11 protein-coding genes are annotated in these 13607 nt (G+C 51.0%); 6 read left to right on the plus strand and 5 right to left on the minus strand.

What is annotated here, in order from left to right; translation table 11 throughout:
- Complete coding sequence (locus tag JOD55_RS02635) at positions 1-237, minus strand: hypothetical protein (protein ID WP_204398404.1); 237 nt, start codon at positions 235-237, stop codon at positions 1-3.
- Between the two features lie 327 nt (positions 238-564).
- On the opposite strand from JOD55_RS02635, the gene JOD55_RS02640 reads away from it, so the two are divergent.
- The 3 genes from JOD55_RS02640 (at position 565) to JOD55_RS02650 (ending at position 2974) form a co-directional block, all read left to right on the plus strand.
- Positions 565-1305 (plus strand): S1 family peptidase, encoded by a 741-nt coding sequence (locus JOD55_RS02640; RefSeq protein ID WP_204398405.1) that lies wholly within the window; start codon positions 565-567, stop codon positions 1303-1305.
- Between the two features lie 96 nt (positions 1306-1401).
- On the plus strand, positions 1402-2274 hold the full coding sequence (locus JOD55_RS02645; protein ID WP_204398411.1) for a patatin-like phospholipase family protein: 873 nt from the start codon (positions 1402-1404) through the stop codon (positions 2272-2274).
- A 151-nt stretch (positions 2275-2425) separates the two neighbouring features.
- On the plus strand, positions 2426-2974 hold the full coding sequence (locus JOD55_RS02650; RefSeq protein WP_420827020.1) for a YagU family protein: 549 nt from the start codon (positions 2426-2428) through the stop codon (positions 2972-2974).
- A gap of 265 nt (positions 2975-3239) precedes the next feature.
- Here the strand turns inward: JOD55_RS02650 and JOD55_RS02655 are convergent, their stop codons facing one another.
- The gene (locus JOD55_RS02655) at positions 3240-4472 is read right to left on the minus strand and encodes a S66 family peptidase (protein WP_204398414.1); all 1233 of its coding nucleotides are present in this window, start codon (positions 4470-4472) and stop codon (positions 3240-3242) included.
- Positions 4473-4657: 185 nt separating this feature from the next.
- Between JOD55_RS02655 and JOD55_RS02660 the strand changes: the two genes are divergently transcribed.
- From JOD55_RS02660 to JOD55_RS02670, 3 genes are all read left to right on the plus strand, one after another.
- Entirely contained in the window at positions 4658-7429 is a 2772-nt protein-coding gene (locus tag JOD55_RS02660; RefSeq protein ID WP_204398415.1) for a TIGR03773 family transporter-associated surface protein, read from the plus strand.
- A 250-nt stretch (positions 7430-7679) separates the two neighbouring features.
- Positions 7680-9278 (plus strand): ATP-binding protein, encoded by a 1599-nt coding sequence (locus JOD55_RS02665; RefSeq protein WP_204398416.1) that lies wholly within the window; start codon positions 7680-7682, stop codon positions 9276-9278.
- Positions 9279-9486: 208 nt separating this feature from the next.
- On the plus strand, positions 9487-9813 hold the full coding sequence (locus tag JOD55_RS02670; protein WP_204398417.1) for a hypothetical protein: 327 nt from the start codon (positions 9487-9489) through the stop codon (positions 9811-9813).
- Between the two features lie 76 nt (positions 9814-9889).
- Here the strand turns inward: JOD55_RS02670 and JOD55_RS02675 are convergent, their stop codons facing one another.
- From JOD55_RS02675 to JOD55_RS02685, 3 genes are all read right to left on the minus strand, one after another.
- Entirely contained in the window at positions 9890-10564 is a 675-nt protein-coding gene (locus JOD55_RS02675; RefSeq protein ID WP_204398418.1) for a GIY-YIG nuclease family protein, read from the minus strand.
- 144 nt (positions 10565-10708) lie between these two features.
- Positions 10709-11662: a toll/interleukin-1 receptor domain-containing protein gene (locus tag JOD55_RS02680; protein ID WP_204398419.1), complete on the minus strand. Its 954-nt coding sequence runs from the start codon at positions 11660-11662 to the stop codon at positions 10709-10711.
- Entirely contained in the window at positions 11662-13578 is a 1917-nt protein-coding gene (locus JOD55_RS02685) for a type ISP restriction/modification enzyme (RefSeq protein WP_239538943.1), read from the minus strand. The genes JOD55_RS02680 and JOD55_RS02685 overlap by 1 nt, the downstream gene beginning before the upstream one ends.
- Positions 13579-13607: the final 29 nt, after the last annotated feature.

A 13607-nucleotide genomic window follows, 5' to 3' on the forward strand; every position in this document is an offset into this window, starting at 1 on the left:
TCACTTATGAGTGTTGGTGTAGTGGGTTACTGTGGTAAACATCCAGGCTGGAATGGTGACGACGGAGGTGAGGCCGGCAGCGATCGTGAGAGTTGGGATCGCTGCGGCAACGCCTACAAGTGCGAATGCTGCCATGAATGCGATGAATGTGAATGGAATAGTTGGAAGCTTGGGGTCTTGCTCAGGGTCTGCTGCGATAAATACTGGTGTGAGTTCGTAAGTGTCGATTTTCTGCATTTTCATTCCTTGTGTGATTTCAAGGTGCAGTCCACAGTAGTGGAGCCGCACCACTGTGTACTTCGTCCCGCTGCGGTAGTCACATAGCGGAACAGTCTATATGTTAGCTACAAAGATGTTTTTACGCCAGTGTGGGGTGCTATTTTTGGCGTGCGATTTGGAAAATATGCCCTTGTGAACAGGTAATATGTAAGAAATGTAATTGTTAATACATACTGATGTTACGAGGGTGGGTGTGTGGGGCTGCGGTGTGATATTTGGGTCTAGAAATTGCCCAAATGAACCTCTAAGATAAAAGAGAATTGTTATCAATAGAGAGGGTGGAGAATGAGTATTTCTCGGCAAGTACGTAGTTCAGCACTGTTTTTGATGGTTCTCGTCTTAGGGTTCTTTGCAGTGCTACCTATGTCGCAGGCGATCAACTTGGGTGAAGAAGTGAAAGCTTCGGAGGTGGTGCAGGTCAAAATCTGGGACAAACCTGACGGTACAGCACATAAATGTACAGGAACGGCAATTTCTGAGCAATGGATCCTAACTGCAGGTCATTGTTTGGAAGGGGAAAAGCATACTGATCCCAATGTGCCCGCCCACGTGGTAAAAGTGCACTTTTCGAATAGCAAAGTAAATCCTGGTCCGGCGTATTCAATCGACAGTTACCAGATCTCTCCATCAGCCGACATGGCATTGTTGCGTCTCTCGAAGCCGCACAAGCTTAGTAAATATGGGGTGCTTTCAGATTCTCATCAATTCAGAGTTGGCGAATTCGTTACCTTGTATGGGTATGGAAAAGGTCTGCACGATGCGGAGGTGAAGAGCTTGCGCCGCGCGCAACTGAAAGTTGTTGGCCAAGACTTCTCCTACATTGCTGGCGAAACTCTTAAAATGAAGGGCATAACCGGCGCATCTAACCATGGTGACTCGGGTGGCCCAGTAGTAAATGCTGCTGGGGAAATTATTGGGGTTAATGTGCTTGGCTCTCACGCGGCTTGGTATGATCCGTATGCTCCCTCAGAGGCGGTTGACCTTTCTCATTACCGCCAATGGGTTAAGGACGTAGCTGGGGTCTAATGCTTCCTGATCTGCTGTGTTGAATGATTAGAACATTAGTGTTTTGCAGTGGGGTGTTGCTGTACGAGCAGTTTTGGATTGATATACCTTGGAGATGTGGAAAGTAAAAAACCTACTAGTTTGCACCTCGAAGGTGGAGGCTCTCGTTGTTTTTTCACCTTGGGAGTGCTGTCTGTTTTTGAAGATAACGGTTTAGTTTTCCCGACGGCGTATGGAGTTTCGGCTGGAGCGGTCTGTGCTTGTCTTTATCAAGCATGGCAAATACGGCGAACCATTGAGCGGATTGAGGATATTCCGCAGGAAATTTCACGGTGTATATCCACAGGTTTAGACATTTCTGATCTCACTGTATTTTTCCCTTGGATAGCCAATGCTTTGCATATTGACATGGCGTTTGGTGGTGACAGTGACTCCAGAGCCGGTGCACCAAGTAAAATATACTCGGGCTTGACCAGTGAATATGGCGAATATGTGTGGGTAGGACTGAACCAGAACCAAACGTGGGCGGAATATGTACCTGTGGTGGCGGCGTCGTGCTCGATGCCGGGCACGAGTGATGCGATCGAGATCAACGGCGTTCGTTACATGGATGGCGCAGTTTATGAAGGATTTGGCTTGGGTATAGCTGAAACTCATCAGTATTCGAAGCATGTAGCGATCTTTACGAGGCCTCGGGATGTATGGCTCACTGAAGGGGATATTCCGCGCGAATGGACAAATGGAGTACAAGCTCTTCCGCAGGTAGCTAAGGCATTACGTGGACGTGTTGAACGATATAACGCCACTAAACGTCGGTATCTACGATTAGAAGAACGTGGGGAAGCAGTATTGATCTTTCCACCAGAACCATTGCAAGTTGGGGTGCTTGAATACCGTTCAGATAGGTTGCGAGAACTAGTAGAAAGGGGTATTGAGCAGGGCAAGCAAGCTCTAAAGCATATACAGAAGGATAGTTTTTCCTGTGCTTAACGAGTGAATTTTGATGGCGGAATGTGATTGAGCGGCGCGGTGAGCAGTTAGTCTGAGACGGTACAAAGCAACGACCTGCCAAAACCGGCTAAAAGATCACATATAGCTATATGTCGGATTTGTCGTGATATATCAGATGTATCGTTGTCGTGTGAAAATACAACAAACAGCAAAAGACCGCCGCGAGTACGGCGTAGCAGTAATCGTAGGAATTATCGCTGGAATTGTTTCAGCAATCATCAAGTTTGGCTGGGAAGTTCCACTTCCACCACGCACTCCCGAGCGTAATGCCACCAACCCACCGCAAGCTTTCCTTGAACAATTAGGATTCTCAGATCACACTACTCACCTAAGCTACACGTTTAATGGAAATGCAGGCTTACCTTGGGTCTCGTTCTTGATTCATTTTGGGTTCGCGATCTTCTTTGCGGTTTTATATTGCGTTTTAGCTGAGCGTTTCCCGCAAATAAAACTCTGGCAAGGGGTCGCTTTTGGTGTGGGAATCTGGGTTGTGTTCCATGTTGTGCTGATGCCTTTGATGGGTACCGTTCCCGCACCTTGGAATCAGCCATGGCAGGAGCATTTCTCAGAAATTCTCGGACACGCAATTTGGCTCTGGGTTATTGAAATCTTTAGGCGTGATATGCGTAATCGTATTACTGGTCGTCCTGATCCTGAGGTCGAGTTATCTGTAGCTTGACCGTGCTTTGATAGGTGACCGAATGTGTGCATCACTGTTGCGGGCTGGTTTTGAGTGCGCACAGTTGAGCGAGACTAGGAACTAAAGGGTGGAGCTTGAATGAGCTCCACCCTTTTTGTTTGGCTATTTTATGGTTGTGTGCTGTTCTTTTGTTCTCGAAGCTTGCCCTAATTTAGGCGAATCTTTAGGTATCGCGCGTATACAGCGCGATGAGCAAGCCAGCGCCTAAGTTAGGGCACGCATTCCGTTGTAGGATAGTGTGCGATCATGCATTTTCGCGCGTTGGATAGTGTGCGATCACGCATTCGCGAGCTGGGTTTATCGTGATCTCGCCACCATAAGGCAAGATGAGCTGGGGTTTTGTGTGCCCGAACGGAAGATTGATCCCCACCAAAAGATCGTTGCGATAGTGGGCGATATTTGCCAAGAGGTAGTCGGTGTATGCTTCGCGGCGCGCGTGGAGCACTTCGGGTGCGGCGGGAGCATCACGATTGGCGACGACGGGACGGGCGAAGAGCAGGGCTTTTGCCGATTCTAAATAGCCACGCTCGCCAAGGGCGCGAATCCACCTACCCACATAATCGGGTGGCGGAATAATTTCTGACGTTTCAAGAATGAGGATCGTGCCCGCAAGATCCTCGGGTTGTGGTAAACGCCCAGCCCAGGCGAGCTGGTCAAGGGCTTCTAGGCAGCCGCCCCAGGTAATACCGCGCACCGGATTGTCGCTCGTGCCGTAAAACTCTAGCCCAAGTGCTGGTTCATAAGTGGATTGTGCAGTGAGCGCTCGCGGATCAGACCAGTCCAAGCCGAAGTCTTGACTGATGGTGGGCAGTGGTAGCTCGATAGGCCCCTCGCCAAAAAGTGCCGCGCGCAATGTGGTGAGATGTTCAGGTGCAGGATCGCCAGCAGCACCCCAGTGCACCATCGTAGCGCCGCCGTGGTATGAACCGACGCCGTTGCACCACAGCCAGTTCAGTAGGTTGGTATTGTCGCTGTAGCCAAACACGGGCTTCGGGTCGGTTTGGATTGCGGCGGGGTCGAGGTGGGGAATTACCTGAATTTCGTCGTCGCCACCGACGGACGTGAAAATCGCACGAATTTCCGGATCGCTCATCGCAGATTGGAGGTCTGCGGCGCGCTCCTCGGGGCTCGCATTGAGCTTGCGGGTGGTGGGGTATTCGACGATCGTAATGCCAAGGTGTTCTTCAAGACGGCGTATTGCCTGCTCGTGAATGTGTGGAAAGTAGCCTGGCGCTGCCCATGCGGGCGAAAGGAGGGCGACGGCGTCGCCCGGCTTGGCGGGGACGGGAGCGATAGGCGTGTGCGCACCAACGGGCGGCGTGGTAACTACGGGCGTAGTGCGCTCAGGCGTGATGGGTGCCGGAGTAGCTGGAGAAGCTGTGTTGTTGAACGGTATCGCGGGCGTGGAGCTGGTAGATGTTCGCGCGTCTGGGTGACCGTGAGAATTGCGGTGGTCGTGGGAAAAGTCTGGGGCCATACCAAGAATTCTAATGGATAACGCAGCCGGGAAACGGCATCTCTAATGAGAACGGAACTCAATAAGCAAGATGTGTCACACCCTTTGCTCTTGAGAAAGATTCTTAACAAAGTAGAATTGTCGATACCTATAGTAGTGATAGCCATTATCGCTGAATAAGTACAGGAAATACTAGGAAGATTCAGATGAGCATCTCAAACCCGCAGGCACACGAGCCACGGCTACACCGAAATGGTCTCGGAGTAAAGATCATTTTTGCGCTTGTAGCAGCATTTGGGCTCGTATTTTCCCCGCTAACCACAAAAGCGTTCGGACAAACGGTTATCGACCGAAATCATACCGACGCATTTTATATTGATATCACGCGAGATAAGCCCACCGTGATGATCCGCAATGGTATCAATAATGACCTGCATAATATGGACAGTTCGGAAATCCAGATTGCCGATTATTCATACAAGAATACTGAGAAGTGCTCTGAAATATTTGAGCTTTTTGACGGTGGATACTATCCGCAGCTTGGTGAGGCAAGTAAGGACGGATATTACAGCGCCTGCGGTGCACCTGGTGCTGAGCCAGGCATGAGTGCTCCTGGGCAAGACAACCTCGGCGCAAAAGTGAAAATTAAGTTCACTAAGGTCACTGGTCCAGGAAAAATTAGCTTCTATAACAATAATGAGCTTTCGGTGGCCGACGACGGTGCGGACGCCATCGTCCCTTTCATGGAAAGCGGAAATTTCTTCATCCAAGCAGGTGATGTGTTGAATGTGCCAGGTCATCAACATGGACACTGGTACTTTGAGCATGCTGGAGTGTACACGCTCACTGGCCGTGCGATCGTCGTCAAGAAAGATGGTTCGCAAGTAGCGTCGGATCCTTTTACGCTCACGCTACACGTGTTGAAAAACGATCAGGACAAGCGCCCTGATTACACGCCGAAAGTTCTTTCTGAGATTCCAGACTCCGCTGAGCTGCCCGCTAAGCCGTCCGAGCCAGGCCAAGGCGATTCTGGCAGCGAGAAGCCAGGCGTAAATCCTGGAAATGATGATGCAAAAGAAAAACCGGGTGATCCCAGCCCAGTTCAGCCAACGCCCGCGACGCCTGGCACAGAGCAACCTGATACAAACGCCCCTGGTGCTGCTGGCGGAACTGATGCGCCAGCGGCGTCGTCTTCACCCCGTCTCGTGCTTAGCAAAGGGCATGTCGATCTCTTTCACGTGGTTGCGAAAGATGGACAGCTCATCCTGAATGCCAAAGACGATACGGGTGGAAGCCCAGTTCAGCGCAAGGCCGAGGATATTATTGTGCACGTGGGGGAGGCGGCCATTACGAAGTTTCCCGCGCAGTTCGCAAGCAAATTTGGAGTGCCGGCAGGTTACTTCCTTGGCCAAAGTGGTGATAAACAGGGAGTGCTACCATTCCCCGGTTGGGATACCAGTGCGGTGCGTCCCGATTTTGACGCGATTGATTTAGAGTTCCTCGAGGTTAAGGGGCCAGGAAAAGTATTTACTTATCAAATTGGTGGTTTCAACGGTCCCGCATCACCCCTGGCCTCGGGTCAGTTTGAGTTACAAACGGGCGACAAGATTCATCAAGCATATCCGGCACACGTGCACACCAACTGGGTTTTCACAAAGCCCGGCGTCTACACGATGAAGATGCGGGCGAAGGATGCGCGCGCGGGTGGCTCCGTCGTCTCTAATGAGGCGACTTACACGTGGTACGTGGGCAAAGACGTGCCAAAAGGGCTGATTGATGGCACGTACACGGGCGATCCGAGCGAGATGCAGCCATCGCCAGGTGACGTGCAGCCGACGCCGGGTGCAAGCGATGGACTGCCAAACGACGACTTGCCGGGCGGATCGGGTACAGATACAGGAAACGCGCAGCCGCAGCCTGGTTCGCAACCTGCCCCCGGCCCGCAGCCTGGTTCGCAACTAAGCCCGCAACCGGCGTCGCCAACGTATCCGACGCCTGCGAGCGGCGTCGTTACTGCAACTCCGGCGGTGAACCAACCGAAATACGTCGACGCAATCTTGCCGATGGTTAAGGATGACCGCACCCAGCCTGCGAAGTGGGTGAATCCGAGTTCGCTCGCCTTTGCAATTGGGAATGCGGGGCGTGCCACGACGTCTGAGAATATTGGACGTATTCCGGCTGGTAGCGCGGTGTGGATGATCTCGAGTAGCCAGGTGGCGGGTGTGCCGTGGCTCGGTATCAACTCTCAGCATCCGACGCTTCTTGCCAAGACGACGGGGCATTTGAAGCTGGCGCTTACCTCGTTCTCGGGCCCGGGCGCGATGGAAGTGTTTTATTCGAATAACTTCGGGGGTGCGGGCCAGCGGATTTTCTCGGGTGTGAACGGGTCGGTAGGCGGCTCGATCGTGCTCAATCCGAACGTGCACGCCCATCCGAACTGGGTGTTTTCTAAGCCTGGTACGTACCGGGTGGGGATCACGACGACGGCGACGCTTAAGAGTGGCAAAACGGTGTCGAATCAGGGCGTTTTGACGTTTAACGTTGGTTCTGGCAGTGGGGTGACCAGCGGGCATTTTGATTTTGGTGCGAGTATTGGGCAGGCGCTCGACGGGTCTGCTGGTACTGGCGCTGGGCGCGGTTTTGGCGGGCGCGGTTTCGGTGCGGGCGGATTTGGTGCTGGCGGTGGCACGAACGTGGCCGCGAACCTTTTGAAGTCGGTGGAAACTGGGCTGGCAGACGGCGCCGATGCCTTGGGTAACGGCGACGAAGTGGCGATGAGCGAAAATGGCAGTGTGAAGTCGTTAAGTGGCGCCGACTTGGGCGATGCGACGGTGAGTGCTAATGGCGATGCTGGTGCTGGGTCTGGTGCGGGCGGATGGTCTACGACCAATACGTTGCTTGCTTCGGGTGTAGTGTTGCTGCTGGCAAATGCGGTGCTACAGGCGATGCGACTGGTTCAGATGCGCCGGGTTGTTTAGGGGCTGGGTCGCCCTCGGGTGCCTGGTTGCGCAGCTGATTCGTAAATAAATCTGGACGACGACGGACGCGTGGTTACATTGCAAGGTGTGGCACGCGTCCGTCGTCGTTTTGATTAGTATCAAGTGCAAAGGCAAGTTTAACTTGTGAGGATCGAACGTCGGGATGAGTGAAACTTTTTAAAGAGTGTAAATCTAGACGTAGAGTGTAAAAATATTTGCACTCTAGAGTGAAAGTTTTTACACTCTAAATATGACGTGGACTAAAGAAGCGATACTTCAACGCCTCGCTGATTTTCGCGAGATTGGCCGTGACGCAACTGATATTGAGGTGAAACGCGCATCGCATTTGCCGAAAAATCTGCCGGAAACCGTGTGTGCTTTCGCGAATATGCCTGAAGGCGGAACGATCATTCTGGGTGTGGCAGAAGAGAACGACTTTGCGGTTATAGGTATTGATGATCCCGATAATATGTTTCACGAGGTGGTGAATCAGACTCGAAATGCTGTGGCTCCGGCTCCGCAGCTTACGCATGAGATTTTCGATATTGATGGTAAACGTTTGCTCGTTATTGACGTAATTCCGCTGCCATTGTCACAACGTCCGGCGCGCTACGGTGGGAAAGCGTATCTGCGACAATCGGATGGCGATTATGTGATGAATGATTCTGACTATGCGCTTATTGAAATTCAGAAAGCATCGCATACAGAACAATATAGATTTGACGTTGTGCCGGTGACGAATTCGGCAGTAGCTGACCTCGACCAGGGACTTGTCGATAGGTATCTCAAAGACGTGCGTGCGAAGAGTAAGCGCCTAGCGCAAATAGAGGATGACGACGTATTGCTCCGCACGTGCAACGTTCAAACTGAAGATGGGCAGTTAACGTTGGCGGGTCTATATGCCCTTGGTTACTATCCGCAGGCGAAAGCTCCACAATTGCGAATTACAGCCGCAGTGGAGAATCCTGACAACGCTCAAGGCGTTCGGACTAAAAATAGGCAAGATTTTGATGGGCCGTTGCCTGACCTGTTGGAAGACGTACTCGCATGGGTAAAGGAGAACACCCCTCGCCAGAATCGCTATTTAAGCGATGGAAATATGCGAGAAGAGAGTGTGTATCCATTGCCTGCAGTGCGGGAACTTTTAGCTAACGCATTGGTACATCGAGATTTGAGCCCAAACACTGAAGGCAAATGGGTTGAGGTACGTGTGCGTGCTGATCGCTTGGTGATTGTAAATCCAGGTGGATTGCGCGGCGTGTCTACTGAACAGTTGAAGAGTGCAACTTTGACGAAAAACGCAGTCAATCCACGTTTATACGATATAGCTAAACATGTAATTTCAGACTCGGGTAACAATGTTATTGAGGGTGAAGGTGCCGGAGTTCGAGAAGTATTCAAACAGGTACGCGATGCGGGATTACCTGAACCCTCATTTCAAGATACAGGTGTGCAATTTACAGCGATTTTATACGCGTCAAAATCAGACTTTAAGCGTGGTTCCGAATCGGGTGTTGAAGCCTTAGAACGTGAGGAAATATCGAAACTTACTTCGGAAAGCGCCACCTTGCCGTCTGGTGAGAGAGTATCGGAAGTTGTATTACTAGAAAATTTTGGGCGTGCAATTAGAAAGAATGCATACACGTTGCTTGCAGCATTCCGAAATGCACCTGACGGCATGTCGGTTTCTGAGCTTGTTGAATCTTCGGGATTGTCCGTTGGACAAGTGCGGTATGTATTGAACAAACTGCTTGATGTGGGAATAGTGCAACGTGACGGAGGGTGGGGAGTCAAAACAACCAAGTACAGCGTGGAACCCTGGGTGCGCGAGGGGCTTTGGAATAGGTAGATTCCTAAATCGAGAGTGAAAAAGTGACGCAGGGAGTTGCTCTCTTTGGTGCAAAACTGCACTTCGGAGCGAAGAGTGTAAATATCGACTCGAGAGTGTAATTTTTGTTTCAGAGTGTAAAAATAGTTGCACTGTAGGTGTGATTTTTCAACTGTGAAAGTCTTGTTGCGGGGATGGGAATCTTGTCGCGAAGATGGAAGTGGGCAGGATGCTGGATCCTCCGTTTGACCTCACCGGCTGGCAATGGGTTGAGGCATGGCGGGACGATGTGCAGGTGCTGGTGAATTTGCAGTCGCTTGACAAGGATCCGAATTCTGGGGATGTGCACGCGCTGGTAGATCGGGTAAGCGTAGAGATAAATCCAGGTGGCAAGCGTACGACGCCGCGTGATCCATTGGTGGAACAGGCGCCGACAGTGTTTGAGCTTCTGTTGAATGAAGAGGATCTTGCGAAGCTAATGCGGGTGGTTCTGGATGAGTGCAAGGCAGTGTTCTCAAGGGGAAGTGGCAGACGGTACGAATCTACTTTTACATAAGCCGATTACGGAAGTTGAGAGCCAGAGACCGAGGGGATAACTTGGTTGTAAAGTATCGAGAAGAGCGTGAGTAACACTATTCTTCCCGCCTCTCAAGTTCCGCAAGCGTGACGTCGTCTTCCGTTTTCCACGCCGCCATACCGCTAACCGAAGCGCCGACGACGAATGCCGCCGCTCCCGAGGGGCTGGCGAGTAGTACATCTTTGACTAGGGTAGAAGAGGCATCAATAGCGTCGCGGTAGCGCTCGCGTTGTTTGAGCGCAGAACCAGGAACCGTGTTGGTGAATTCCGTTTCTGGGCGGAGTTTTGAGCCGGCGAGCACGGCGAATCCGTCCGAGGTCTGCCGGCCAGTGGCCTGAGCGCTTCCCCAGGTGAGTTTTAGTAACGGTTCGACGGTGGCAGTGGCTTCGGCATCGGCGTCGGTGAGCTCGTGGGGAGCCTCTGGCGTGACGCTACGTGCCTCGTTGATCGGATCGAAGACGCGATAACCAAGCACTCCGATTAGTAGCTTGGCGTTGGTGATGAATTCGTCCAGCTCAGCGCGCTTTTCTTCTGTCACTTTGCCGATTGAAGGATCGTTCCCGTTGGCGACGTCGTAGCGTCCCGCATCGCGTGCCATCTGTGTGAAACGGTGTTCGAGGTAGCTGATCTCGGTGGGGCCGAACGAATCATTGGAAGTGATCAGAGCGATCGCGTGGGTCCAGTAGTCAAGTTTTTCCTCGCGATGTTCGATGATCCTGGTATAGATCATCCAAAATATCAATCGGTATCTGGGGCATAGTAGTAGAAAGCGGTCGTCAGTGTCTGTGCGTAACCATGGAGTATTGCTATGAGCACGATCAATCATTGAGCCGCGTTCAAGTCCGTTCTATTATTTGTTCATAGGGGTGCTGTCTCAATCCCAGTGAATACTCGCTGCGATTTCTGCAACGCTTTCTCGGTGTTTCGCTACTTGTTGCTCCCGCCTTTGCTTTTCCGCATTCTCACGCGCAACACAAGCTCGTTCATCCTTATTCGCATCCTCTACGCAGATAAGGAGAGTTTCACGATGATAATCACGAACTTCGTCTAGAGTGGTTCCATCGAGAATTATTCTGTCACCATTAACTGAAGCAATTCCTTGCCTGTGCATCGTGGAAAAACTCCTTGGAAATTCCCAATACCTATGAAAGAAATTAGCCCAGCGTGCGCTCGGCCACCTCGACAACTTAAATGGCACTCTGTAGAGAGCCGAACCGCGAGTTCCGTCCAATTTTGGCAAGGTAACTTCGTCAATCACAATTCCCATAATCTTTACATCTTGATCCAATAACGGAGTTTCAGGTTTTCTAGACTCTGGTGGTGTAGTCAAACCTGAAGGCTGATCCCGATTTATCGATTTCTTTCTTTGTGCCTTTTTCTTTTTTAAGGTGGTAATCAGATCGTTATACCCACGCTCTATATCGGAGTCTGGCCTCATGTCTACGCCCATCTTCCCCGCTAAAAAGGTGGGCATAGAACTCTCAAAAGTACCATCAAGCAATATCGGAATAAATTTTCGTTCATTGTTTTTGGCATACAGTTCGGCAGAAATAATATTGCTTTCGTAACCGACACCTTTTGCACGATTATCTGCTTTCTGTTTGTAATCTGGCGAACAAATAATCAGCACATACTGTGCATTGGTTATTTCATCGTCCATAAAATGTGGGAGTCTATCGCCAAGTTGCAGAACTTTCTGATCCCATCGGACATTAACGCCGTCATTTTCGAGTTTGTCCGCCAGAAAGTGAACAAATCTCTGACTCTCAGCACTTTGTGAGTAGGAAAGGAAAACTCTAGGCTGTTTACTTGCGTCGATTTCTTGCATTATTCTTCCTCGATCACTAACTCTGGCAGGCTTCTAATCAAGCTCTGCGTGCGCATGGATACCGTCACCAGGCGCGGCACCAGGTTCGCGATGTAGGCAGGGTCTTCAACCTCGCGGCAGTAATCGTTCGGATCATTCACAATTCCTGATCCTTTTCTCGTGTCTTTCGTAAACTGATAACGGTCAATCAGCCACTCAAGTGGACTATTCCCCCCGATTTTGTAATCGTTCGCTTCTACGGGAATCCCCGTGAACTTCAAGAAACCGTTGTAGACGAGCGTACTGTAATCCTTTGTATCCTTGTGCCGCCCAGTAGTAGCCGAACGTGCCCGCTTACCCCACGCGAGTTTCTCCACGTGATATTTGGCCCATTCATCGTCTGGGAGAACCATTGCCCACTGTGGAATGACGCCAGGATATGCCTCCACGCTCTCATAATTCACGTGAAGATCAGCCAGCTCGCGCCCGATGTTAGCATAGCTCCAGAAATCGGCGGCCTTCGGGATGCGTGGCAACATCTTCTTCAGATCCGCCTCATACTTCTCGCGATACTCCGGGTGATGCAGTAGTGCGTAGACGTAGAAGAAAATGTCTTCCTTACTGATCCGTTCTCCTTTAGGGTTTTGAGCGTCCTTGTAGTGTGCTCGGTAGGAAGCAAGCGTTGCATCCGTAATATTTTCCCGACGCCGGTACTCACCGATTTCCAGCGGCACCTGCGAGCCGATCGTACGGCTGAAATCAAAGGAGCCAGTGAACTGTTCCGGAGCATCGGAAGTTTGAGCAAGACTTTCCAGATCGAAACCGTCGTTATCCTTGGTGATGGGGTGCCACGTGTAGAGGGGGAAGCACTGATTTGTACCGACCATATGCAGATCAGGTAACCTATCAGCCATTAAACCTGCACCGGCTTTCACTGTATCCGAATCAATGCAGATACCAAGATTTGGCTGTTGTGGTGTAGGGAAAATCTTTGGGAGCTGATTCACATACTCATTCATGGATCGCTCAAAGTAAACAGACTGTTTGCAGAATGGCCGGTAGAAGCTGAGGTTGATGGCTGTTTCTGTGAAATCGTGCCGCTTCTTTTGATCAAGCTCCTTCTTGAGCTTTCTCGTCCACGCAACAGACCGTCCTGACATATTCGAATCTTTGCTGGTATGCGCTGTTGCTACTTCGGCGTTGTAGTTTCCGATCATGCGTTGCATGTTTTCTGCTACGGCTTCGCGGGAGAAGTTGTAGCACCAGGCATCGCGCGAGGTTTCTAACCCACGAGAGTACTGCTCAAAAATCGCTGGCGTATTAGCTTTTCCTTTCGTTGCTTTGTCACCAATCTCTTGATATTCGAGATACTTTTCATCACGTTGATTGAGCCAATCGCCCTGTTCGTTCGGCGTGATTTTATTGAATCCTGTGCCAAGCACATCATGCTCAGCTTTCAACACATCCAGTTTTTCCTGGCGTGAAAGGTAATCTGCTACTTCGGCGTACATCACATTGGTATGATGGCGTTCCCGGCTTATCTTCACGAGCAGGGTAATAGCGACGCCGGTACGTGAACCGCTACCGAAGATCTTTCCGCCTTCTTGACGGGAGCGTTCGCCCTGTGTGCGCTGGTTGCCTTTGAGGTTGTACACATAGATATCCGAGAATTCGTCGTGCCAGGTAAGGCGTACTCCATCAGCAGTGTTGCCGTCAATGAAGCTGGAATTCGAGACGAACGCGATTACTCCTTCGTCGCCGATTCGATCGGTTGCCCAGCGTAACGCGCGGAAATACGAGTCGTAGAGCGAATTCTTATTTGTGCCAGTTGAGCGTTTCGCATACGTGGCTTCGATGCGTGCGTCGAGCTTTGGGTATTTGAGGTTCTGGTTGTTGTCATTAGCCGAACTCTGTCCAGCCGAATAAGGAGGGTTCATCACAACTACGCGAATAGGAGCCTTGCGCT

This window comes from Arcanobacterium pluranimalium, assembly GCF_016907845.1.
GTDB lineage: Bacteria > Actinomycetota > Actinomycetes > Actinomycetales > Actinomycetaceae > Arcanobacterium_A > Arcanobacterium_A pluranimalium.